The organism is Microbacterium sp. NPDC077663 (genome assembly GCF_044542795.1).
GTDB lineage: Bacteria > Actinomycetota > Actinomycetes > Actinomycetales > Microbacteriaceae > Microbacterium.
The window spans coordinates 390,231-412,852 of record NZ_JBITVE010000001.1; the positions used below are offsets into that span (position 1 = coordinate 390,231).

Sequence of the window (22,622 nt, forward strand, 5' to 3'; positions counted from 1 at the left end):
CGCCGCCCGCGCGCCTCCCGGTGACGCCGCGCAGTGTGGAGCCGTGTCCACCTTCGCCCCCGACGACCCGCTGACCCTCCCGCGCCGCACCGATCCGGCGCCCCGTCCGCCACTGCCACTGCTGACGGTCGTGGTCCCCGTCATCGGCGCGGGGGTGCTGTGGGCGGTGACGGGCTCCGCGTACGCCCTTCTGTTCGCCGCCCTCGGTCCTCTCATCGCGATCGCCTCCGTCGCCGACGCCGCGCGCACGTCCCGACGCACCGCGAAGAAGGATGCCGCGCGCCGGCGAGGCGCGCTGAGGCGCGCCGAGGCGGAGCTGACCCGGCGTCACGACGTTGAGCGCACGCAGCGTTGGGCGACGCATCCCGACGTCCCGCGGTACCTCGCGCGCCCGGACTCGATCTGGCGTCTCGTACCCGACCGCGAAGCCGTGCTGGTCATCGGGACCGGTGAGGACGCGAGCGCACTGCGCACCGCCGGCGGCGACGGGGACGACGCCGCCGCGGAGCTCCGCCGGCGGGCGGCCCGGATCGACGGGGTTCCCGTCCTCGTTCCGTTGGCCACCGGAGTGGCTGTCCTCGGCCCGCCCGCCCTCGCGGCCGCGGCGGCTCGCGCGCTGGCCGTGCAGGTGCTCCTGTGCCTCCCTCCGGGGCGCGTGCGCCTGGGCGACGACGCGCCGCCGTGGGCGGATGCCGCACCCCACCGTGCCGCCGCCGTGGGGCCTCTCCTGCAGGTGCTCGAGGACGGCGGGCTCGTCGGCGGTGACGTCGACATCCCGATCGTCGTGGTGCCCGACGGGGCACCGCCGCCCCCGCGGTGCGGCGCGGTCCTGCGTCTGACCGATCCCGCGCATGCCCGGCTCGATCTCGACGGTCGATCCCGCGACGTGACCGTCGATCTGCTGTCGACCGCCCAGGCGCGACACCTCGCGGGACTGCTCGCCGACCGCGCGGAGCGCGCGCTCGGCCACACCGGGGGCGAGGTTCTGACACTGCGGCAGACGCTGCGCGACGCCCCGGCGGCACGCAGCGGCGCGTTGCCTGCGGCGTTCGCAAGCGCCGCAGGAGCAGCGGCGCCCATCGACCTCGTCGCCGACGGCCCGCACGCGGTCGTCATCGGGATGACCGGCGCCGGCAAGAGCGAACTGTTGACGTCGTGGGTCGTCTCCCTGTGCGCCGCGCACACGCCGGCGCAGCTGGGGCTGCTGCTGATCGATTTCAAGGGCGGGCGCACCTTCGACCACCTCGCGCCGCTTCCTCACGTCACCGGCGTGGTGACCGACCTCGACGAGGCGACCGCCCTGCGGGCCATCGAGAGCCTCCGGGCCGAGGTCCGTTTCCGGGAGCGGACCCTGGCCGCCGCGGGGGCGCGTGACGTCGACGAAGCAGGGGAGGCCCTCGGCCGGCTCGTCATCGTCGTGGACGAATACGCGGCGCTCGTGGCGGCGCACCCTGCGCTGCACGACCTGTTCGGCGACCTCGCCGCGCGCGGTCGTGCTCTCGGCATCCACCTCCTCCTCGCTGCGCAGCGGGCGAACGGCGTGTTCCGCGACGCCGTCGTCGCCAACGCCCCGCTGCGGATCGCGCTGCGTGTCGCCGATGCGACCGACTCACGCGCGGTGTTGGGCGTCGACGACGCCGTCCGGCTGTCTGGACGCGCGGACGCCCGGGGCGCGGCGCTCGTCCGTCGCTCCGGCGACACGGCACCCCAACCGATGCGTGTGGCGCTGTGCGATGCGAGCGTGATCGCCGAGACCGCAGCGCGCCACCGCGGCGAGCGGGCGCGGCGCCCGTGGGTGCCGGCGCTGCCGGAACGGATCCCGCTCGACTCGGTACGGCGGAGCGGTGTCATCGTGCTCGGGACAGCCGACGAGCCCGATCAGCAGCGGCAGTCCGCGGTGATATGGACCGACTCGGCTCTGGCCGTCGTGGGCGGGCCGGCGAGCGGACGGACGGGGGCGCTCCGTGCGATCGCCGCGCAGACCCGCGCGGTCGTTGTGCCGACGGACCCCGAGGGTGCCTGGGACGCGCTGACCTCGCTCGAACGGATCCCCGTCGGCACGACCGTGCTGCTCGATGACCTCGACGTGCTGCTCGCCGGTCTGCCGGGCGAGTACGGCGCCGCCGCCGCGGAGACGCTCGAGCGCGCCGTCCGGAGCGCCCGAACCCGCGGCATCCGCATCGCACTGACGACCCACCGCGTCGGCGGCGGAGTCGGGAGACTGCTCGAGCTCGTGCCCCGTCGGATCATCCTCGGCACCGGCTCCCGCGCCGATCACGTCGCTGCGGGCGGCGAATCGAGCGACTACCGCCCCGATCTGCCGCCCGGTCGTGGGCGGATGGGGCGCACTCTGGTGCAGCTCGCCGATGCGGGCGGCACAGCCTTCGCCTCTGCGGGCGACCCGCCGTCGACGTGGCTTCCGGGGCGCCGCGCCGCAGCGGTCGTGATTCCGGCCGGATCACGCCTGCGTCGCGTGATGTCGCAGTGGGAACGGTGGGGGATCCCGGTGACTCCCGTGGGCGCGGATGCGGCGCTCAGCCGGGGCGGGGTCGTGGTCGGACCGCCCGACGCCTGGCTCGCGCAGTGGCGACTGCTCGCCGCCGCCCGCGCCGATGCGGACCTGGTCATCGACGCGGCCTGCACCGCCGAGTACCGCGCACTCACCGGATCCCGGGACCTGCCTCCGTTCGCCGTCCCGGGCGCGGGGCGCGCCTGGCTGCACGCGCCCGACCGGCCGGTGCGGCGTGTCCTGCTCGAGGACGCGTGACGGTCCGTTCAGACGGTGGGGCGGATGACGCCCACATCGCGTCCGCCGCCGGTCACCGTGAGCGGCAGGTCGGCGAGGGTCCGGGCGACGTCCGCCGCCTTCAGGGCCCCGGCGCGGACCAGGAGGGTCAGGGCGGTGACGGCACCTGCGCGAGTGCTGCCGTCCAGCATCTTGAGGGCGACCGTAGTGCCGTTCGGGGCGATCATCGCCATGACGCCCTCGGCGCCGTGCTTGGCGAACACGCCCAGTCGTTCGGTCACGATCGAGTCGGGCTGGCCCGGACCCTGGATCACCCACGGGTTCTCGCGTACTGCACGGACCAGGGCCCCCGCGCTCCGGTGCAGGGCGAACGGCGAGGTCTCGGACGACGCGCCGATGCGGTGAAGGGCGCGGGCCAGCGCGGTGAGGGTCATCGCGTGGACCGGCGCGCCGCATCCGTCCGTCGCCGTCGCCGTGATCTTCGTCCCGGTGAGGCGTTCGATGACCTCGCGCGTGTGGACCTGCAGCGGATGCTGCGGGTCGAGGTAGGTGGCGATGTCCCAGCCGCTCGCTTGACAGGCGAGCAGCATCGCGGCGTGCTTGCCCGAGCAGTTCATCCGCACCCGCTGCGGGCCGATGAGCTCCCGGGTCATCTCGTCCCGCGTCACGGGATCGCCCGGCCACGACGGCGGGCACTGCAGCGCGTCCTCGGCGAGGCCGGCGGCGTTGAGGATGTCGGTCACGAGCGCCACGTGACGATCGGTGCCGGAGTGGCTCGCCGTCGCGACGGCGAGGTGCGGGCCCTCCAGGGTCGCCCCCGCCGAAACGCTCGCAAGGGCCTGCATGGGCTTGAGGGTCGAGCGGGGGAGGATCGGCGAGTCGACGGCACCCAGGGCCGAGAGGACACCGCCGTCGGGGTCGAGCACGATCGCCGACCCGGCGTGACGGGACTCGATGAAACCGCTGCGTTCGACGACGGCGAGTTCGACGGCATCCGTCACAGCGAAGGTCTCAGGCACACGTCCAGCCTACCCAGCACCCTCCCGCGCCCACCGCGGTCGCACGTGCGAGACTGGCGACGTGCACGACGAACACCACTACCGCGTGAAGTCCCGTTGGACCGGCGACCGCGGCACCGGCTCGAGCGGCTACCGCGACTACGACCGGGCCGTCACGGTCCAGGTCGAGGGCAAGCCCGAACTGCTCGCCTCGGCCGACAAGCCGTTCCGCGGCGACCCCACGCGGTGGAACCCCGAGGACCTCCTGCTCGCGGCACTCTCGGAATGCCACCTGCTGTCCTACTTGCACGCCTGCGTGACGGCCGGGGTCGTGGTCACGTCCTACGAGGACGACGCCACGGGCACGATGGTGCTCGACGGCAAGGGCGGCGGAGCGTTCCGCGAGGTCACGCTGCGCCCCCGTGTCACGGTCGCGGACGCCGGCATGATCGCCGCGGCCGAGGCCGCGCACCGCCAGGCACGCGAGTGGTGCTTCATCGCCAACTCCGTCAACTTCCCCGTCCATCACGAGGCCGTCGTGACGGTCAGCGACGCTCGTGCGGAAGGACCTGCTTGAGGCGCTCGACGGGATTCTGCGCGGGCACCTCGTTGTAGGTACCGGCGAGCTCCTGGCCCGAGAGGGCGTGGATGGCGGACATGATGTCATCGGTCGCCTGCCGTCGTGCCCGGCCCGACGAGGCCGGACCGTGGTGCGAGAGGTCGATCGCCTCGCCGTAGCGGATCGTCACCCGCGGCGACATCCGTGGCCACTTGGCACCCACCGGCATCGCGTCGTTCGTTCCGACGATCCCCACCGGGACGACTTTCGCGCCGGTCTCGAGAGCCAGGAAGGCGACACCCGTGCGGCCCTTGTAGAGGCGCCCGTCGAGCGAGCGCGTGCCTTCGGGATAGAGCGCGATCGCTTTGCCGGACTGCAGTATGCGGCGCTGCTGGTCGAGCGCATCCAGTGCGGCCTGCCCTGCACCGCGCTGGACCGGCGTGGCGCCGAGAGCGCGGAAGAAGCGATTGCTGAACCACCCCTTGATCCCCGATCCGTCGAAGTAGCTCGACTTCGCGAGGAAGTAGACCGGCCGCGGCGCGAACAGAGGGAGCACGAACGAGTCGATGAAGCTCAGGTGGTTGCTCGCCAGGATGATGGGGCCTGTCCGCGGGATGTGCGCGACACCCTCGATCCGGGGACGATAGATCAGGCGCGCCAGCGGGCCGAAGCCCCAGCGCACCAGGTAATAGAGGGCCCCGGCGCGCGCGAGCTCGTCGTCGGGTGACCCGGCGGAGTTCTCGGGGGGAATCGGCGCTTCGGTCACCAGATGAGGGTACTGCCAAACCCATGCGGGCCAAGACATGGCCGATCGGAGCTGTGAGTTGCGGCGATTGTCTCGACTCACACCCCGGACAAAAGAAGGTGGGGGAGGATGGGGGCACCCCCTTTTCTTCTGTGAGGTCTTCTCCGTGCGTCTTCGTCCCTTCGCCGCCCTGTCCGCCGTCGCCATGGCCGCGCTCCTGCTGGCCGGGTGCGGGTCCGCCGACAACGCGGCCCCCGCTCCCACCGGTTCGGCAGCCGCCGATCTGTGCAGTGCCGCCGCGAAGCCCGGCGAGGCATCCGACTCGGTCAAGGTCGATGGCGCCGCCGGAACCCCCTCGACGGCGACGTTCTCCACCCCGCTGGAACCGAAAGACCTGCAGGTCACGGTTCTCGACGAGGGCGACGGGCCCGCCGTCAAGGCGGGTGAGTTCGTCTCCTACGCCATGACGGCCTACAACGCGACGGACGGCAAGGAACTCGCCACCATCGGGTACGAGCCGGGCCAGTTCCTTCCCTCGCAGCTGTCGCCCGACACCGTCCTCGGTCAGGTGTTCGGATGCGGCAACGTCGGCAAGCGCGTCGTCGCCACCTTCCCTGCGAGCGAGACGGCGCAGGCGGAGGTGTACGTCCTGGACCTGCTCGGCACGGTTCCCACCGCCGCGTGGGGCGAGCAGCAGGACGCGCCCGCCGGGTTCCCGACGGTGACCCTCGCCGACGACGGTGCGCCGAAGATCACGATCCCGCAGGGCGAGGAGCCCCCGACCGAGACCGAGGTCGCCACCCTCAAGAAGGGCGACGGCTACACGGTCCAGAAGGGCGATTACGCCCTCATCCAGTACACCGGCGTTCGGTGGTCGAACGGTGAGACCTTCGACTCCACGTGGGAGAACGGGTCGCCGATCGCCTACCCGACCACCAATTACGTCCAGGGCTTCCAGAAGGCGCTCGAAGGCCAGACCGTCGGGTCGCAGGTGCTCGTCGTGATCCCGCCCGCCGAAGGCTACGGCGAGGGTGAGATCAACGAGGCGGACCTGAAGGGCGAGACGATCGTGTTCGTCGTCGACATCCTCGGTGCGCAGTCGGCGACGTCCGGAGCCGCCACCGAGTGACCCCTCCGGGCCGAGCCCGAGCCCGCGGGTAGGGTGAAGCGCATGCGACGCATCCTGATCCTCGGTTCGACGGGCTCGATCGGGACGCAGGCGCTCGACGTCATCCGGGCCAACCGGGACCGTTTCGAGGTCGTCGGTCTCGCCGCAGGGCGGGATGCCGAGGGGCTGCGCGCGCAGGCGGAGGAATTCGGCGTCGCCGACACCGCACTCGGGGCCGACGACGCCGAGCGCCTTGTGCGCAGCGTCGAGGCGGACGTCGTCGTCAACGGGATCACCGGGTCCGTGGGGCTCGGCCCCACGCTGGCCGCTCTGGAATCCGGGCGGGTGCTGGCGCTCGCCAACAAGGAGTCCCTCATCGTCGGCGGCGAGCTGGTGACCCGCGCAGCGGCGCCCGGGCAGATCGTCCCCGTCGACTCGGAGCACTCCGCGATCGCCCAGTGCCTGCGCTCGGGAGACGGCGGCGAGGTGCGGCGCCTCGTCTTGACCGCGAGCGGCGGCCCCTTCCGCGGTCGGACCCGTGAACAGCTGCAGGACGTCACTCCTCGCGAAGCGCTCGCCCACCCCACCTGGGACATGGGTCGGGTCGTCACCACGAACTCCGCGACCCTCGTCAACAAGGGGCTCGAGGTCATCGAGGCGCACCTGCTCTTCGACGTGCCGTACGCACGCATCGACGTCACGGTCCACCCGCAGTCGATCGTCCACTCGATGGTCGAGTTCGTCGACGGGTCGACCATCGCGCAGGCCTCACCACCCGACATGCGACTGCCCATTTCGCTCGCGCTCGATCACCCGCGACGTGTCCCGGGCGTCGGCGTTCCCCTGGACTGGACGACGGCGTCGACATGGAGCTTCGAGCCCCTCGACGAGGCCGCCTTCCCGAGCGTCTCGCTCGCGAAACAGGTCGGCGCCGCCGGATCGACCTATCCCGCCGTGTTCAACGCCGCCAACGAGCAGGCCGTCGAGGCCTTCCATGACGGCGCCCTGCCCTTCCTGGGCATCGTCGACACGGTCGCGCGCGTCGTCGATGCGCACGAGGCCCCGTCCGAGCTGACGCGGGAGAGCCTCGCGGCGGCCGAACTCTGGGCGCGCTCAGCGGCCGACCGCCTCATCGCCGCCGGCTGATCACTCCGGGACGGGCCATCCCCCGCGTCGCAGGGCATCGGCGGCGGCGGCGACAGCGTCGAACGGCGTGCGGACGCCGCGGATCTCACGGTAATGCTGGTGGCCGGGTCCCGCCCACAGGATGGCGTCCCCCTCGCCGACGAGGGAGACCGCCGTCGCGATGGCCTCCTCGGGCGGGGTGACCTCGTGGATGACCGCGTCCGGGCGTGCCGCCCGTGCCCCGTCGATGAGGGCGCGCCGGATGAGAGCCGGGTCCTCGGACCGCGGGTGCTGATCGGTCACGACGAGGATGTCGCTACCCAGCGCGGCGACCGCACCCATGTCGGCGCGCTTGGTCGTGTCCCGGTCGCCGTTGGCTCCGCACACCATCACGACTCGCCCCGCGGTCACCCGGCGTACGGCGTCGAGGGTCTTCGCGAACGCGTCGGGGGAGTGCCCGAAGTCGAGGTACAGCGCCGGCCCGCTCTCGCCGGACAGCCGCTGGATGCGTCCGGGCAGATGCGCGTCGATCCGACGGTCGCCGATCAGCGCGGTCAGCGCGGTCCAGTCCCAGCCGGCCTCGAGCAGCATGACGATCGCGAGGCCCGCATTCGAGGCCATGTGGGGTCCGATGACGGGCACCGTCGTGGTGACCGAACCCGCCGGGCCCGACAGGGTGAAAGTCGTCCCGTCGGGCGTCTCGGCCACGAGGTCGACGCGCCAGTCGGCATCCACCGTCGCATCCTCGGCGATCGCGGCGGTCACGATCGTCGTCACCGGGATCTGGGCGCCCTCCGCGATCGCCATCCCGGCCGGCTGGTCCACGCACACGACCGCACGCCGAGCGCGCTCGGGCGTGAACAGCGCCGCCTTCGCCGCGAGGTACTCCGCCATGTCGGCGTAGTCGTCGAGATGGTCGTGGGAGAGGTTCGTGAACCCGGCGACATCGAAGACGAGACCGTCGACGCGGTGGCGGGTCAGGGCCTGCGCGCTCACCTCGACGAGGATCGCATCGACGTGACGCTCGCGCATGAGGGCGATCAGCGCGTGCATCTCGGAGGCTTCGGGGGTGGTCAGCCGCGAGGGGATCACCTCACCCGCGATGTGCCGCTCCGCCGTCGAGGACAGGCCCGTCGTGACGCCGAGCCCGTGCAGCATGCCCTCCATGAGATGGGTCACGCTGGTCTTGCCGTTCGTCCCGGTGACGGCCAGGAGCGGCGGGAGGTCGGCATCCGCTCCCGTCCCGTAGACGAACGCGGACAGGTCGCCCAGGCGCGCCCGGGGCTCGTCGACGACGAGCACGGGCACGCCGGTCGCGGGGAGCAGAGCGGCACCGTCGGCATCCGTCAGGATCGCCACGGCCCCCTTGTCGACGGCGTCGGGCGCGAACTCCGCACCGTGCCGGTGAGCCCCGCGGAGCGCGACGAACAGCTCTCCCTCGCGCAGATCGGCGGTCGCGAGGGTCGCACCACGGACGGACACATCCGCGAGGTCGTCCGCCGTCGCCGCCCCGAGGCGGTCGGCGACGGCCTGCAGCGGCACCGCGCGCGGGTGCGACGGCCGGAGGACGGGGGGCGGTGCGGCGGGGTTCTGCATGGTCCCACCATCATCGCATCCGGCCTCCGGCCGTCCGGGGTCAGACCCGTCGGCGGTTCAGCAGTGCCACGACGAGCGCGGCAGCCGCGAGGACGAGTGCACCGCCGCCCAGCCACGTCGCGACCGGCGCGCTCGCCGCGGCATCCTCGGCGGGCGCAGCCTCCGCGGCGCCGTGGTCGTCACCGTGCTCCGACGAACCCGCTTCCGACGCCGCGGCGACCGCGACGATCGGTGCGGGGGACTCGAGCTCCTCGGGGTCCTGACCGTCCTCGGCGATCTGGGTCCACGCGGTATCGCCCGTCTCGCAGACCTGGGTGACGGGGAACGCGATGTCGGTGTCGCCCGCGTCGGACGAGAACAGGGCGTCGAAGGATGCCGACGCGGCCAGACCGTCCTCGACGGGGGTCACGGCGGTGTAGGTCACCTGCGTGGGGGTGCCGTCGTCGCCGAGGACGCGGTCGATGGTCCAGACCCCGTCGACGACCGGGGTGACGTTGGACACACCGGCCGGGATGTCGAAGACGAGCGCCGTGGTGGGCGAGCCGTCGCATCCGTGCTGGAAGGAGAACTCCAGCCGAGAAGTGGCACCGGCGGCGGCGCCGTCGGCGTGGACGTGGACGTGCGCGGATGCCGCCAGCGGGGCGGCGAGGACGAGGGCACCGCCGAGGGCGACGCCGGTCAGGGCGAGCGCCGAACGGCGCGCGGAACGAGTGGTCATGAGTCGAGATCTCCCGTGAAGGGTGCGGGGCGCTCTTGTGGGCGCAGCCCCGCGGAGGAAAGGTGAGCAGCGTGCCGCCAGGGGGCGGCCGGCTCAGCGGGGAGGTCCGCGTCGAAGAAGGTCGGTGAGCGCGAGGCGGGGGCGGAGACCCCGCGGAGTGGCGGCGTGCAGCGCGGCAGTGCGCGGTTGCGCCGCGGGCAGCCGGGGCACGTGTGAGCGCAGAAGCGCGCGGATGCCCCGCGCCACGACCCGCAGCATCCGCTCGCCGTGGCAGACCGCCGCCGCGGTGACGATCGCGGCCGCGGCGTGACCGGTGAGCATGGTCCCGTCGAGCGGCATCGCGCCGCCGCCGGCGCCGGTGAGGGCGAGCGCCGTGTGGTGGTGGCCGGCGGCGAGGGTCGGGTGGACGTCGCCCACGAGGGCGAAAGCAGCGTGCAGGAGGGCCTGAGAGGCCGCGACGGCGAGTCCCGTGCGGACCGCGGACGGCCGCGACCCCACGATCGCCAGTGCGATCGGCCAGGCGAGCAGCATCACGGTCGCGACGAGCCAGGGCGCCGGCGCGGTCCCCCCGCCGAGGGTGTGGGCGGCGGCCGCCGTGAGCGTCGCGATCGCCGCCGCGCCGCCGGCGCGCACGACGCGCACGCGTCGCGCGTCGACAGGGCGGGGGATCACCCTCCCAGCCTAGATCCGCGACACGAGGACGACGGCGGACGAGGTCATCGCCGGCTCATAGCGTGCAGGGGTAGCGTGTCGGCTCGTGACCGTACTCGCATTCATCATCGGCGTCGTGGTGCTGGTGGTCGGGCTCGCCGTGTCGATCGCCCTCCACGAGGTGGGACACCTCGCCCCCGCGAAGGCGTTCGGCGTCCGCGTCGGCCAGTACATGATCGGTTTCGGCCCGACGGTGTTCTCGCGCCGCATCGGCGAGACCGAGTACGGCTTCAAGCTGCTGCCACTGGGCGGCTACATCTCGATGGCGGGCATGTATCCGCCCTCGGCAGCGACCACCGGCGAGGGCGAGAACGCGCGGCCGCGACGCCGGCGCCTGTTCGAGACGCTCATCCAGGACGCCCGCACCGCGAACGACGAGACGCTGAAGGGCGACGGTGCTGGCCGTGCGTTCTACCAGCTGCCGGTCTACAAACGCGTCATCATCATGCTCGGCGGGCCGGCGATGAACCTCGTGCTCGCCATCATCCTGTTCGCGATCATGTTCTCGGGTATCGGCGTGCAGACCGCGACGACGACCGTCGCCGCCGTCAACGAGTGCGTCCTCCCGGCAGGGAGTGCACAGTCGACGTGCACGGCGGATGATCCGGTGTCGCCGGCGGCGGCCGCCGGCATCCGTCCCGGTGATGTCCTCGTGTCCGTCGACGGCACCCCCGTCGAGACCTTCGCCGAGGCGTCGGCGATCATCCAGAAGTCTCCGGAGGAGACGATCCCCGTCGTCGTCGATCGCGACGGTGCGCAGCAGACACTGCAGGTCACCCCGGTACTCGCCACTCGCGAGGTCGCCGCGGCGGACGGTTCCACGACGACGGCCGAGGTCGGCTTCGTCGGGATGTCGGCGACCGTCGCGTTCGTGCCGCAGCCCATCTGGGACGGCCCACAGGCAGCCCTCGAACAGACCGGCCAGGTCGTCGGGATCATCTGGCAGCTGCCCGCCCGCGTCTACCAGACGGCCGTGGACACCGTGACAGGCGCCGGCCGTGACCCGAACGGGCCCCTCTCGGTCGTGGGGGCCGGGCGTCTGGCGGGCGAGGTCGCGGCGACGGAGACGCCCATCCTCAACCGGGTCTCGGGCATGCTCGCACTGCTGGGCTCGCTCAACATCGCCCTCTTCGTCTTCAACCTCGTGCCGTTGCTGCCACTGGACGGCGGTCATGTCGTCGTCGCCCTGTGGGACGGGCTGAAGCGCGTCTGGGCGCGGATGACCGGCCGCCGGGCTCCCGGCCCGGTCGACGCCACGAAGCTCGTCCCGATCACCTACATCGTGGTGATCGGCCTCGTCATCATGGGCGGCACGCTCATCCTCGCCGACATCGTCAACCCGGTGCAGTTGCTGGGCTGACGTGCCTCATCAGGCCTCGACGGGGCTCAGTGCGTGCGTGACGAGCCGTTCGAGCGTCGTCAGGCCGTCGCGCGAGAGGATCGACTCGAGGTGCCCCTGCACCGACGCGTACGCCGGTCCCCGCAGGGCGTAGACGTCGCCGGTCTCGGGGTCTGCGGACACCTCGGTCGCCTCCACGACGGTCGTGCCGGGATCGACCCGCGCGGTGAAGGTGTTGTAGAAGCCGATGGATGCCGGGGTGCCGAACACGTCCACGGTCTTCTGCAATCCCTGGTGCGGGCTGGCGAGCGGCGCGAGGTCGAGGCCGAGGTGATCGGCGAGGACCTGATGACTCAGGCACACCGCGAGCAGCGGTGCGCGTGCGTCGAGGCGCGAGGCCACGACCTCGCGGACGCGGGCGATGCGCGCGCTGTGCCCGTCGCGCGGGTCGCCCGGTCCCGGCCCCGACACGACGAGGTCGGCAGCGGCGACGGCCGAGGCGGAGGCATCCGACCAGTGCACGATCGTCACGTCGAAACCGAGATGGCGGAGTTGGTGGGCGAGCATCGTGGTGAATCGGTCCTCGGCGTCCACCACGAGGGCGCGGCGGCCGGCCAGCGGACCGCGTCCGGGCTCGCCCTGCGGGTTCAGCCAGAACGCGGCCAGGCGGGCGTTGCGGGAGGCGAGCAGCTCCGCGATGGCGGGGTCCTCGGCGAGCGGCCGGGAGACGGGTGCGGGGGCGTCCTCGTCGACCGTGCGGGCGACGACGTCGCGAGGGATCGCGCCGATGGCGCCGAGTACACCGGCAGCCTTGCCGTGCGTCTCGCCGACTTCGCCGTACGGGTCGGAGTGACGCACGAGCGTCGCGCCCACCGGGACCCGCAGGCGGCCGTCGACGACGTAGGCGGTGCGGATGAGGATGGGGGCGTCGAGGTCGTGTCCGCCGTCGCTGCGCGGGGTGAACAGTGCGGCGACGCCCGAGTAGTAGCCGCGGGGACTCTGCTCGTGCCGGGCGATGACGGTGCAGGCGTTCTGCATGGGGGAGCCGGTGACGGTGGGGGCGAACATCGTCTCGCGCAGGATGTCGCGCGGGTCCATCGTGCTCGTGCCGCGCAGCATGTACTCGGTGTGGGTCAGACGGGACATCTCCTTGAGGTGCGGACCCGTGATGCGGCCGCCGTCGCTGCAGACGGCCGACATCATCTTCAGCTCCTCGTCGACGACCATGAACAGTTCCTCGGTCTCCTTCGTCGAGGAGAGGAACTCGGTGAGGGTCTCGGCGGTCGCGCCGCCCGCGGGGTGCCGGAAGGTTCCCGAGATCGGGTTCATGGTCACGATGCCGCCCTGCGCACTCACGTGCGCCTCGGGGCTCGCACCGACCGCGAGGTGGTCGGGTGTCGACACGAGGAACGTCCAGTAGGCGCCGCGTTCGTGCTCGAGCAGCGCACGGAACCAGGTGAGACCGGCGGCGAGAGGATCGCCGCCGACCTGCGCAACGTAGTCCCGGCGGATGACGAAGTTGGCGCCTTCTCCCCGGCCGATCTCGTCGGCGATCACCCGGCGGACGATGTCGGCGTACGCCTCATCGTCGATGTCGAAGCCCGCGTCGTGCAGGGCGACGGGAGCGGCCGGCAGCTGCTCGAGCGCGTCCGCGAGCGGCAGGGAGTGCCGTTCGCCGACGACGAGGCAGCGCAACGGGGCACCGTCGTCGTGGCACGCGAAGCCGCGCTCCACGACCTGGCGGAACGGGACGAGGGCCAGGACCTCACGCGGGGAACCCGCCCGGTCGGTGAGGGGGATGTCGGCGAGTAGCTCGACGTCGACGACGTCGCCGGTGAGCACCTCGACGGTCGCGCCGTCGCGGGCGAGGAGGGCGAAAGGCGTGCCGCTCGCGGCGAGGTCGGCGAGGATGATCGGGGCGGTGCCGGTCATGGGGGATCTTCCGTTCGGGGCGGTCGCCGGGTAAACGAGAAACGACCGCCGGGCTGTCAGCTCAGGCGGTCGTCGGGATGCACGTGGCGTCCGCCTCAGGCGGAGCGCCACCACGTGCGGTTCGCGAACATGGGGCCGAACCTACCACAGGCGACCCTCGCGGCATCCTCTCGGCCAGCTGCCGTGCCCGAGCGCCCCCCGCGGCTTAGGCTGGAACCGTGCCAGCTGTCAACATCGGGATGCCCCGCGTGCCGGAGGTCCTCGCGCCTCGTCGCAAGAGCCGTCAGATCAAGGTGGGGAAGGTCCTCGTCGGTGGGGATGCTCCGGTCAGCGTCCAGTCGATGACGACGACCCCCACCACGAACATCAATGCGACACTGCAGCAGATCGCGGAGCTCACCGCCTCGGGCTGCGAGATCGTCCGCGTGGCCGTCCCTCATCAGGCCGACGCCGATGCGCTCAAGATCATCGCGATGAAGAGTCAGATCCCGGTCATCGCCGACATCCACTTCCAGCCGCGCTACATCTACACGGCGATCGATGCTGGCTGCGGCGCGGTGCGGGTGAACCCCGGAAACATCCGCGAGTTCGACGGCAACGTCGGGCAGATCGCGGCCGCGGCGAAAGCGGCCGGAGTGTCGCTGCGCATCGGCGTCAACGCCGGGTCGCTCGACAAGCGGATTCTCGACAAGTACGGCAAGGCGACGGCGGAGGCCCTCGTCGAGAGCGCCGTGTGGGAGGCATCCCTCTTCGAGGAGCACGACTTCCACGACTTCAAGATCTCGGTCAAGCACAACGACCCCGTCGTCATGGTGAAGGCGTACCGGTTGCTCGCCGAGCGGGGCGACTGGCCCCTCCACCTCGGCGTCACCGAGGCCGGACCCGCCTTCCAGGGGACGATCAAGAGCGCGACGGCCTTCGGCATCCTGCTGGGTGAAGGCATCGGCGACACGATCCGCGTCTCGCTCTCGGCGCCCCCGGCCGAAGAGGTCAAGGTCGGGCACCAGATCCTGCAGTCCCTCAACCTCCGCGAGCGCAAGCTCGAGATCGTCTCCTGCCCCTCGTGCGGTCGTGCCCAGGTCGACGTCTACACCCTCGCCGACAACGTCACCGAGGGTCTGAAGGACATGACGGTGCCCCTGCGGGTCGCCGTCATGGGTTGCGTCGTGAACGGCCCGGGCGAGGCCCGCGAGGCCGACCTCGGCGTCGCGTCGGGCAACGGCAAGGGGCAGATCTTCGTCAAGGGCGAGGTCATCAAGACCGTTCCCGAAGAGGACATCGTCGCCACCCTCATCGAGGAGGCGAACCGCCTCGCCGACGAGATGGGACCCGACGCGCCCCTCGGGACGGCGCAGGTCGTCACCTCCTGACACGACACGGATGCCGAGGGCCGGGCCCCCGGCATCCGCTTCTCGTCAGCTCCAGAGAGAGTGGTAGGCGTTGATCGCCGGCTGCCCGCCGAGGTGTGCGTACAGGACGGTCGAGTCCTTCGAGATGTCGCCGCCCTTCACGAGGTCGATGAGGCCGGCGAGCGACTTGCCCTCGTAGACGGGGTCGGTGATCATCGCCTCGAGCTGCGCGCCGAGGGCCATCGCCTCCATCGTCGAGTCGACGGGGAGGCCGTAGAGCTCGCCCGCCCATCCCTCGAGCACCTGGATCTCGTCGTCGCGGAGGTCCCGCCCGAGTTCGATGAGCTCCGCGGTGTTCCGGGCGATGCGCGCGACCTGGTCGCGCGTCTTCTGCAGCGTGGCAGAGGCGTCGATGCCGAGGACCCGGCGCTTCACCCCGGTCAGCTCCTCGAGGGCGGCGAAGCCCGCGATCATGCCCGCGTGCGTGGAGCCGGTCACCGTGCAGACGATGATCGTGTCGAAGAACACACCCAGCTGCTTCTCCTGCTCGGCCACCTCGAACGCCCAGTTCGCGAATCCCAGGCCGCCCAGTCGGTGCTCAGAGGCCCCCGCGGGGATCGGGTAGGGGGTGCCACCGGCATCCTCCACCTCCTGCAGCGCCTGCTTCCAGGAGTCACGGATCCCGATGTCGAATCCTGCGTCGTCGAGGCGGGAGTCGGCGCCCATCATCCGCGACAGCAGGATGTTGCCCACCTTGTCGTTGACGGGTTCGTCCCAGGGCACCCATTTCTCCTGCACCAGGCGGGCCTTCAGACCCAGGTGAGCGGCGACAGCGGCGACCTGACGCGTGTGGTTCGATTGGTAGCCCCCGATGGACACGAGGGTGTCGGCGCCGCTGGCGAGGACGTCCGGGACGATGTACTCGAGCTTGCGGGTCTTGTTGCCGCCGAAGGCGAGGCCGCTCGAGACGTCCTCTCGCTTGGCCCAGAGTTCGGCCCCGCCGAGGTGCTGGGTCAGACGCTTCAGGTGGTGCACCGGGCTCGGCCCGAAGGTGAGCGGATGCCGGGGGAACCGGTCGAGGATCACGGGGTCTCCTGGGGGGTGGGGTCGGTGAGGAGGTCGAGCCACAGGCCCTCGGCGACGGCCGCCGCGGCCTGGGCGTCACGCGCGGCGCAGTGACGGATGAGTTCGGCATGGCGGGCCGCGGAGGCGTTCGCGTCGTTCGAGGCGAAGCGCAGGCGTTCGGCGCGCTCGAGGACGGGGCCGTAGAGGGCGAGGACCGTGCGGACGGCCTCGTTGTCGGCGCGATCCACGGCGACCGCGTGGAACTCGTGGTCGGCCAGGAGCGCCGCGGTCGTGTCGCCGGCGTCGTGCGCGGCGACGAACGCGTCGTTGGCCGTCCGCATCCGCTCGATGTCCTCGTCGGTGAAGCGCGGGGTGGCTTCGACGACCGCGATGCGGTGCATCGCGGCGACGACCGCTGCCGCGTCCCGGACCTTGCGGTCGTCGACGGGCGCGACCACGGTCGACCGCCCGGGAAGGGCGAGCACCAGTCCCGACCGCGCCAGATCGAGGAGCGCCTCGCGGACGGGTGTGCGGGAGACGCCGAGCCACGCGGCGAGCTCGACGTCACGCAGCTGCTCGCCGGGCGCGAGGGTCCCGTCGACGATCGCGTCGCGCAGCCGCGCGCGGACCTCGTCGCGCAGCAGTCCGCGCGGTGGGAGGGAGGTGGAGGGAACCGGCATGCAATATATTGCACACGTCCCCCCTCGCCGATGCAAATCGACGCGCTCAGGCGACGGCGAACTCGACCCGCCCGGCGTTGATGTCGGTGGCGACCAGACGCACCCGGACGGCGTCGCCGGGCTCCGCGTCCACCCCAGGGAGGGTCGTCTCCACGGGTGGCGACGCGAGGGCGATCCGGGCGCCGTTCTCACGGCGACGCAGGACGATGGCGTCGAAGACCTCGCCTTTCCGTCCCGACAGGACAGCAGCGGCGACGTGGTCGATCGCGGCGGCATCCACCTGCGAAGCGACCCGCGACGAGCGCTCCATCACCTCGGGAAGCTCTGCGAGCGACGCGCGGACCTCGCCCGGCACCTCTCGACCGTTCGCGAGCGCGTGGCACACGAGCAGCGACCACCGGTCGACGAGGCGACGTAGGGGAGCGGTCGTGTGCGCGTAGGGCGCGGCGATGGCCGCCTGGGTGGTGAGTTCGGGCAGGTCGCCGTCGAAGACGGTGTAGCCCGCGCCGCGGAAGAGCCCCGCCGCCTGCTCGCGCAGGGCACGCCCGATCGGCGTCGCGGGGAGGTCGCGGAGATAGTCCCCGTACGCGACCTCCGCATGCCACGGCACACCGAGTGCGACCGTCTGAGCCCGGAACGCCGCGACATCCGCGTCGGATGCCGGTGGCATCGTCCGCAGGATGCCGACCCCGCCGGCGAGCATGAGCTCGGCTGCGGCCATTCCGGTGAGCAGCGAGACCTGTGCGTTCGCGTCTTCGAGCGGCACACCCGCATCCGCCTCGAGGTCGTAGCCGCCCGGAGTCGTGACGACCCGGATCTCGGGCAGGTTCAGGCTGGCGCCGCCGCGTTCGCTCTCGCGGCAGGCGCGTTCATCGCCGAACCACACCAGGTTCGCGATGGTGGCCGGGGCGTCGCGGCGTTCGAGCGCCGCCTGTGCATCGACGTACGACCACTGAGCGCGGGAACGGATGACCGCCCGGGTCAGCGTCGTGACGAGCGGGCGGGCTCCGGCATCCACCTCGAAACGCCAGACGAAGGCGCGACGGTCACGGTCGGGCAGGAGCGACGCGGCATCCTCGCCGAGCACGGCGGGGTGGAGCGGGATGCGGCCGTCGGGTGCGTAGATGGTCTGACCGCGCCGGCGGGCCTCGGCGTCCACCGCCCCGCCGAAGGGAACGAAGGCGGGGACATCGGCGATCGCGTAGTGGAGGATGCCGCCCTCGGCCGTCCGCTCGAGGTGGAGGGACTGATCGAGATCGGTCGAACCTTCGGGGTCGATCGTCAGGAACGGGATGTCCCGCAGGTCGGTCAGCTCGGCGGAGGGGACCGCCGCGACCTCGCGCGCCGCTCGCCCCGCTTCGGCCTCGACGGGAGCGGGGAACCCATCGGGGAGATCGAATCGATCGCGCAACGACGCGAGGGCCGCACGCAGCTCCGACGCGGGAGGGGAGACCAGGCGAGCGCGGCGGGAGGGCACGCGGTCAGTGTAGGCCGGGTCTGTCAGGGGGTTCCTCAGAACCGTCCAGGGCGCCCATAGCGCCGATGCATACCGTTATCGGCATGAGCAAGCTCTCGCGTCTGATCGGAATGGCGGCCAAGGCCCTGGATTCCTCCTCGTCGTCGGCCTCGACAGCCGGCCGGCCCACCGGAGCGGGGGACTGGCGCGGTATGGTCCGCTCCGCTGCGGACGCCATCGCGGGAGATGGCCGGGGCGCTCCCGACACCCGGACGGCCGCGCCGAGCTCCGCCGGCTCGCCGGTGGGCCTGACGCCGCCGCCCGCAGGCGCCCCGGCATCGGCAGCCACGGGTCGACTGTCGGCGGCGGACCGCCAGGCCATCGCGCGCTACGACTACCTGCTGCAGACCGCCGATCCTCGTCAGGTGGAGCAGATCCACCGCGAGGCGTTCGCGCGGCTGACACCCGAGCAGCGAGCGCACGTGCAGTCCCGGATGGCGACGGAACTGCCCGCCGGCGAACAACCGCTCTCGTCGTCTCCGGCGGACCTCGCGCGTGCCGCGGCGCGCGGGGAGGCGACACGGCCCGGGATGCTCCGAGGGCTCCTGGCCCGTGCCGGGTCGAACGGCGGTGCGGGGCGCCTGGCGGGAGGGGCCGCGATCGGCGTCGGCGCGGGCGTCCTCGGAGCGGTCGCCGGCGGCGCCATAGTCACGTCGGTCGCCGGTCCTCTCCTCGCCCAGGCCGCGGGTCTCGGCGTCGACTTCGACGCGCTCGCCGCCGGGATGGATCTCGAGGGGATCGCGGGGGACACCCTCTCGGGTGTGGGGGAGCAGGTCTCCGGGCTCGGTGAGCACGTCTCCGGTCTCGGTGACGACCTGGGCGGCTTCGCGCTGCCCGGCCTGGACGACATCTTCGGGCGCTGAGTTCCTCGCCTGCGTGGGCGCCATGGAATAGGGTCGCCCCATGCGCCGCCGGGGGAACATCGGACGTCATCGGGTCATCGCTGCGGGCGCGGCTGCTGCGCTCACCGCTCTTCTCGCGACGGGCTGCGCGGGCCCGATCGCTGCCGCCCCGTCGCCCGGCCCGACGTCGGCGCCCACGGCATCCGCCGGAGAGACACCGTCACCGGAGGCGACGGATGCCGCCGCTCGAGGGATCTCGTCGACGTGCGACGAGATGCTCGCGGATTCCGCACTGAGCGAGGCGACGGGGTCCGCGGGCGCGACGGAGCCGGACGGGCTGTGGTCCACCGCGGCCGAGGTGGCGGGCGGACTCGTCTGCGGGTTCGACTCCGACGCGCTGTCGGGCACCATCGTCGCGCTCCCCGCCGATCGGGCGGAATCGCTGGTCGCCGGAGCGGAGGCCGAGTGCGCCCCGTCCTACGACGCGATCGAGTGCATCGGGACCGGGGCTGCTGCCGGCATGGTGGTCGCCGTCTCGTTCCTCGCGGCGGAGCAGACGCCGGCCGAGACCGACACCGTCGTGCGGCTGCGCGACGCAGCCCTCGACGCCGTACGCGCCGCTGACCGGACCCCGCTCGCCGAGCCGGCGGCCGCACCCCCGTCCTGCACCGATCTCGCCGAGATCGTCGACCCCTCCGCCGTGCTGCGCGCCGACGAGGTGTTCCCGGAACCGATCATGGAAGGGGACTTCCCGTTCGATCGACGGACCGTCGAGGCGGCGGATCTCCTTCGTGCCTGCGACTGGTCCGAGCTCACCGATTCCCGGGAGTTGCAGGTCGTCATCGTGCCGGGCGCTGCGGGGACGTGGGAAGAGGTGAGTGACCGGTTCGGCGGCACGACCGGGGCGATCGACGGCGCGGACGCCGCGGAGGTCCAGGAGGACAACCGAGCACGCCTGCTCGTACGCGGAGCGGACGCCCTGATCCTGGTCGAGGGTCGGTTCGGCGACCCGGAGCGCGGCGTGAGCGCGGATGACCTCCGTTTCGTGGCGGAGAAGCTCCTCGCCCTCAGCTGATCTCGCCGCCGACCGCGTCGATGTCGGCCTCCGCACCAAGCGACACCCGGACCGCCACCTCGAGTGCGTCGACGAGCAGATCGAACGGCAGTGACGGTGCGCCGTCCGGGCCGCTCCCGTCCGCCCACGGCACGTGGACGAAGCCCGCTCGCAGCGATGTGCCGGCGCCGGCGTGCAGGGCGGCGTACATCACCGCGTTGCACACGAACGTCCCCGCGGTGTGCGACACCGACGACGGGATGCCGTGCTCCGCGAGCGCCGCATCGATCGCCTTGACGGGGAGCGTGGCGAAGTACGCCGCGGGTCCGCCGTCGACGACCGGAGCGTCCTGCGGCCGGTGACCCTCGTTGTCGGGGATGCGGGCGTCAGCGAGGTTCACGGCGACGCGCTCGGGCGTCACCGTCGCGCGCCCGCCGGCGAGCCCCGCGCCGATGACGATGTCGGGCCGGTGCTGCTCGAGGAGCGCGGCCAGGCGGGCCGTCGCGGCGTCGAAAGCGACCGGCAGGATGTCGGTCACCAGGCGCTCCGGCCCGGACCAGCGCGCGGCGACCGCGCGGACGGCGTCGCCGGAGGGGTTCACCGCGTCGCCCGCGAACGGTTCGAACCCGGTCAGCAGGACGGTGCGCATCGTTCCAGGCTAAAGCGCCCTGACGCCACGGCGGTCGGGTGCGCGCACCTAGACTTGTCGCTCGTGGTCACCCGTCTCTCGACATACTTCCTCCGCACGCTCCGCGAAGACCCGGCCGACGCCGAGGTCACCAGCCACCGTCTGCTGGTGCGCGCCGGCTACATCCGCCGCGCCGCGCCCGGTATCTTCACGTGGCTGCCGCTGGGGCTGCGCGTCAAGGCGAAGCTTGAGCAGATCATCCGCGAGGAGATGGCGAACGCCGGGGCGTTCGAGGTCCACTTCCCGGCCCTCCTGCCGCGCGACCCCTATGAGCAGTCCGGACGCTGGACGTCCTACGGCGATGGCATCTTCCGTCTGCAGGACCGCAAGGGTGCCGACTATCTCCTCGCCCCGACACATGAGGAGATGTTCACGCTCCTCGTGAAGGACCTCTACTCGTCGTACAAGAACCTGCCGCTGACGATCTTCCAGATCCAGGACAAGTACCGCGACGAGGCGCGCCCCCGTGCCGGTCTGCTGCGCGGTCGCGAGTTCACGATGAAGGACGCGTACTCGTTCGACTACACCGACGAGGGCCAGGACGTGTCCTACCAGTCGCAGCGCGATGCGTATGAGCGGATCTTCACGCGCCTCGGTCTCGAGTACGTCATCGTCGCCGCGGACAACGGGCTCATGGGCGGTGCGCGCAGCGAGGAGTTCCTCCACCCGATCGCCGTCGGCGAGGACACCTTCGTCCGTTCGGCCGGCGGATACGCGGCCAATGTCGAGGCCTTCGCCACCGTCGTGCCCGACGCCCTGCCGATCAGCGACGGCGCGCCCGTGGTCTTCGACTCGCCGGACACCCCCACCATCGAGACGCTCGTCGCCCATTCGAACGCCCACCTCGATGCACCCGCCCCCGGCATCGCCGGTCCCGCGACCGACGGCGCGCACACCTGGACAGCGGCGCACACGCTCAAGAACGTCGTTCTGGCCCTCACGCACCTCGACGGCGCCCGCGAGCTCGTGGTCGTGGGTCTCCCCGGCGACCGCGACGTCGACGACAAGCGCGCCGAGGTCGCCTTCGCTCCCGCCGCCGTCGAGGCGGCGACCGAGGCGGACTTCGCGAAGCACCCCGGTCTCGTGAAGGGGTACATCGGCCCCTGGTCGACGAACGGCCCGGTCCTGGGCGAGGAGTCGGCCACGGGCATCCGCTACCTCGTCGACCCCCGCGTCGTCGACGGCACCGCCTGGGTCACGGGTGCGAACGAGCACGAGAAGCACGCGCACTCCGTCGTCATGGGCCGCGACTTCACGGCCGACGGTGTGATCGACGTCTCGGACGTGCGCGCCGGGGACCCGGCTCCGGACGGATCGGGTCCGGTCGAGCTGGCGCGCGGCATGGAGATCGGGCACGTCTTCCAGCTCGGGCGATTCTTCGCCGAGACGCTCGGGCTCAAGGTGCTCGATGAGAACGGCAAGCTCGTCACGGTCACGATGGGGTCGTACGGCATCGGTGTGACGCGCATCCTCGCGATCCTCGCCGAGCTGAACAACGACGACCGCGGGCTCGTCTGGCCCGAGTCGATCGCGCCGTTCGACGTGCACGTCGTCGCGACCGGTCGCGACGCGGCCGCGTTCGAGCTGGCCGAGAAGCTCGCCGCCGACCTCGAGACCGCCGGTCGCGATGTGCTGCTCGACGACCGGCCGAAGGTCTCGCCGGGCGTGAAGTTCGGCGACGCCGAGCTCGTCGGTGTGCCGTGGATCCTCATCGTCGGACGCGGTGCCGCCGAGGGACAGGTCGAGCTCTGGGATCGCCGCACGGGCGAGCGCTCTACGCTGGCCGCCGCTGAGGCGGTCGCGGCGCTCACCGCCTGAGCTGCGGCATCCGTCGTCATCCGTTCACCCGAC

The 22,622-nt window shown here is 72.0% G+C and carries 19 protein-coding genes; 9 read left to right on the top strand and 10 right to left on the bottom strand.

Annotation, left to right across the window (positions count from 1 at the left end):
- The first annotated feature begins 43 nt into the window (after positions 1 to 43).
- Positions 44 to 2,767, top strand: a complete 2,724-nt coding sequence (locus tag ACIGEP_RS01890) for an FtsK/SpoIIIE domain-containing protein (RefSeq protein ID WP_396659938.1) — start codon at positions 44 to 46, stop codon at positions 2,765 to 2,767.
- A gap of 8 nt (positions 2,768 to 2,775) precedes the next feature.
- On the opposite strand, the gene ACIGEP_RS01895 is transcribed toward ACIGEP_RS01890, so the two are convergent.
- On the bottom strand, positions 2,776 to 3,765 hold the full coding sequence (locus ACIGEP_RS01895; protein ID WP_396659939.1) for an asparaginase: 990 nt from the start codon (positions 3,763 to 3,765) through the stop codon (positions 2,776 to 2,778).
- Between the two features lie 61 nt (positions 3,766 to 3,826).
- Between ACIGEP_RS01895 and ACIGEP_RS01900 the strand changes: the two genes are divergently transcribed.
- Positions 3,827 to 4,321, top strand: coding sequence for an OsmC family protein (locus ACIGEP_RS01900; RefSeq protein ID WP_396659940.1), 495 nt, complete (start codon positions 3,827 to 3,829; stop codon positions 4,319 to 4,321).
- Here the strand turns inward: ACIGEP_RS01900 and ACIGEP_RS01905 are convergent.
- Complete coding sequence (locus tag ACIGEP_RS01905) at positions 4,290 to 5,069, bottom strand: lysophospholipid acyltransferase family protein (protein ID WP_396659941.1); 780 nt, start codon at positions 5,067 to 5,069, stop codon at positions 4,290 to 4,292. The two genes, ACIGEP_RS01900 and ACIGEP_RS01905, sit on opposite strands and share 32 nt — an antisense overlap.
- A gap of 145 nt (positions 5,070 to 5,214) precedes the next feature.
- Here ACIGEP_RS01905 and ACIGEP_RS01910 point away from each other — a divergent pair, with 145 nt between their 5' ends.
- The gene (locus ACIGEP_RS01910; RefSeq protein WP_396659942.1) at positions 5,215 to 6,177 is read left to right on the top strand and encodes an FKBP-type peptidyl-prolyl cis-trans isomerase; all 963 of its coding nucleotides are present in this window, start codon (positions 5,215 to 5,217) and stop codon (positions 6,175 to 6,177) included.
- A 42-nt stretch (positions 6,178 to 6,219) separates the two neighbouring features.
- Positions 6,220 to 7,302 carry a 1-deoxy-D-xylulose-5-phosphate reductoisomerase gene (locus tag ACIGEP_RS01915; protein WP_396659943.1) on the top strand — a complete coding sequence of 361 codons (1,083 nt, stop codon included), beginning with the start codon at positions 6,220 to 6,222 and terminating at the stop codon, positions 7,300 to 7,302.
- Here the strand turns inward: ACIGEP_RS01915 and ACIGEP_RS01920 are convergent, their stop codons facing one another.
- The 3 genes from ACIGEP_RS01920 to ACIGEP_RS01930 form a co-directional block, all read right to left on the bottom strand.
- A complete protein-coding gene (locus ACIGEP_RS01920) occupies positions 7,303 to 8,877 on the bottom strand; it encodes a Mur ligase family protein (protein WP_396659945.1) in 1,575 nt (524 codons plus the stop codon).
- Between the two features lie 40 nt (positions 8,878 to 8,917).
- Positions 8,918 to 9,595, bottom strand: coding sequence for a DUF1775 domain-containing protein (locus tag ACIGEP_RS01925; protein ID WP_396659946.1), 678 nt, complete (start codon positions 9,593 to 9,595; stop codon positions 8,918 to 8,920).
- A 93-nt stretch (positions 9,596 to 9,688) separates the two neighbouring features.
- Complete coding sequence (locus ACIGEP_RS01930) at positions 9,689 to 10,267, bottom strand: hypothetical protein (RefSeq protein WP_396659947.1); 579 nt, start codon at positions 10,265 to 10,267, stop codon at positions 9,689 to 9,691.
- Between the two features lie 85 nt (positions 10,268 to 10,352).
- Between ACIGEP_RS01930 and ACIGEP_RS01935 the strand changes: the two genes are divergently transcribed.
- Positions 10,353 to 11,666: a M50 family metallopeptidase gene (locus ACIGEP_RS01935; protein WP_396659949.1), complete on the top strand. Its 1,314-nt coding sequence runs from the start codon at positions 10,353 to 10,355 to the stop codon at positions 11,664 to 11,666.
- A 9-nt stretch (positions 11,667 to 11,675) separates the two neighbouring features.
- On the opposite strand, the gene ACIGEP_RS01940 is transcribed toward ACIGEP_RS01935, so the two are convergent.
- Positions 11,676 to 13,577 carry a chorismate-binding protein gene (locus tag ACIGEP_RS01940; protein ID WP_396659950.1) on the bottom strand — a complete coding sequence of 634 codons (1,902 nt, stop codon included), beginning with the start codon at positions 13,575 to 13,577 and terminating at the stop codon, positions 11,676 to 11,678.
- 239 nt (positions 13,578 to 13,816) lie between these two features.
- On the opposite strand from ACIGEP_RS01940, the gene ispG reads away from it, so the two are divergent.
- Positions 13,817 to 14,947 carry a flavodoxin-dependent (E)-4-hydroxy-3-methylbut-2-enyl-diphosphate synthase gene (ispG, locus tag ACIGEP_RS01945; RefSeq protein ID WP_396660992.1) on the top strand — a complete coding sequence of 377 codons (1,131 nt, stop codon included), beginning with the start codon at positions 13,817 to 13,819 and terminating at the stop codon, positions 14,945 to 14,947.
- 45 nt (positions 14,948 to 14,992) lie between these two features.
- Here the strand turns inward: ispG and ACIGEP_RS01950 are convergent, their stop codons facing one another.
- The 3 genes from ACIGEP_RS01950 to ACIGEP_RS01960 are packed head-to-tail and all read right to left on the bottom strand — an operon-like array spanning position 14,993 to position 18,148.
- Positions 14,993 to 16,012, bottom strand: a complete 1,020-nt coding sequence (locus tag ACIGEP_RS01950) for a 1-aminocyclopropane-1-carboxylate deaminase (protein ID WP_396659951.1) — start codon at positions 16,010 to 16,012, stop codon at positions 14,993 to 14,995.
- Positions 16,009 to 16,671, bottom strand: a complete 663-nt coding sequence (locus ACIGEP_RS01955) for a GntR family transcriptional regulator (protein WP_396659952.1) — start codon at positions 16,669 to 16,671, stop codon at positions 16,009 to 16,011. Before ACIGEP_RS01955 ends, ACIGEP_RS01950 begins: the two co-directional genes overlap by 4 nt.
- 46 nt (positions 16,672 to 16,717) lie before the next feature.
- Positions 16,718 to 18,148 carry an RNB domain-containing ribonuclease gene (locus ACIGEP_RS01960; protein ID WP_396659954.1) on the bottom strand — a complete coding sequence of 477 codons (1,431 nt, stop codon included), beginning with the start codon at positions 18,146 to 18,148 and terminating at the stop codon, positions 16,718 to 16,720.
- A gap of 83 nt (positions 18,149 to 18,231) precedes the next feature.
- Here ACIGEP_RS01960 and ACIGEP_RS01965 point away from each other — a divergent pair, with 83 nt between their 5' ends.
- Both ACIGEP_RS01965 and ACIGEP_RS01970 read left to right on the top strand, forming a co-directional pair.
- The gene (locus ACIGEP_RS01965) at positions 18,232 to 19,050 is read left to right on the top strand and encodes a cation-transporting ATPase (protein ID WP_396659955.1); all 819 of its coding nucleotides are present in this window, start codon (positions 18,232 to 18,234) and stop codon (positions 19,048 to 19,050) included.
- Positions 19,051 to 19,090: 40 nt separating this feature from the next.
- A complete protein-coding gene (locus tag ACIGEP_RS01970) occupies positions 19,091 to 20,104 on the top strand; it encodes a hypothetical protein (RefSeq protein WP_396659956.1) in 1,014 nt (337 codons plus the stop codon).
- Here the strand turns inward: ACIGEP_RS01970 and pcp are convergent.
- A complete protein-coding gene (pcp, locus tag ACIGEP_RS01975; RefSeq protein WP_396659957.1) occupies positions 20,097 to 20,732 on the bottom strand; it encodes a pyroglutamyl-peptidase I in 636 nt (211 codons plus the stop codon). The two genes, ACIGEP_RS01970 and pcp, sit on opposite strands and share 8 nt — an antisense overlap.
- 63 nt (positions 20,733 to 20,795) lie before the next feature.
- Here pcp and ACIGEP_RS01980 point away from each other — a divergent pair, with 63 nt between their 5' ends.
- Complete coding sequence (locus tag ACIGEP_RS01980) at positions 20,796 to 22,589, top strand: proline--tRNA ligase (RefSeq protein ID WP_396659958.1); 1,794 nt, start codon at positions 20,796 to 20,798, stop codon at positions 22,587 to 22,589.
- Positions 22,590 to 22,622: the final 33 nt, after the last annotated feature.

What these genes read in the sequence shown, in the direction of transcription:
- ACIGEP_RS01915 (WP_396659943.1), top strand. Translation starts at nt 6,220, where the DNA reads ATGCGACGCATCCTGATCCTCGGTTCGACGGGCTCGATCGGGACGCAG.
- ispG (WP_396660992.1), top strand. Translation starts at nt 13,817, where the DNA reads ATGCCCCGCGTGCCGGAGGTCCTCGCGCCTCGTCGCAAGAGCCGTCAG.
- ACIGEP_RS01970 (WP_396659956.1), top strand. Translation starts at nt 19,091, where the DNA reads ATGCGCCGCCGGGGGAACATCGGACGTCATCGGGTCATCGCTGCGGGC.
- ACIGEP_RS01965 (WP_396659955.1), top strand. Translation starts at nt 18,232, where the DNA reads ATGAGCAAGCTCTCGCGTCTGATCGGAATGGCGGCCAAGGCCCTGGAT.
- ACIGEP_RS01925 (WP_396659946.1), bottom strand. Translation starts at nt 9,595, where the DNA reads ATGACCACTCGTTCCGCGCGCCGTTCGGCGCTCGCCCTGACCGGCGTC.
- ACIGEP_RS01920 (WP_396659945.1), bottom strand. Translation starts at nt 8,877, where the DNA reads ATGCAGAACCCCGCCGCACCGCCCCCCGTCCTCCGGCCGTCGCACCCG.
- ACIGEP_RS01940 (WP_396659950.1), bottom strand. Translation starts at nt 13,577, where the DNA reads ATGACCGGCACCGCCCCGATCATCCTCGCCGACCTCGCCGCGAGCGGC.
- ACIGEP_RS01955 (WP_396659952.1), bottom strand. Translation starts at nt 16,671, where the DNA reads ATGCCGGTTCCCTCCACCTCCCTCCCACCGCGCGGACTGCTGCGCGAC.
- pcp (WP_396659957.1), bottom strand. Translation starts at nt 20,732, where the DNA reads ATGCGCACCGTCCTGCTGACCGGGTTCGAACCGTTCGCGGGCGACGCG.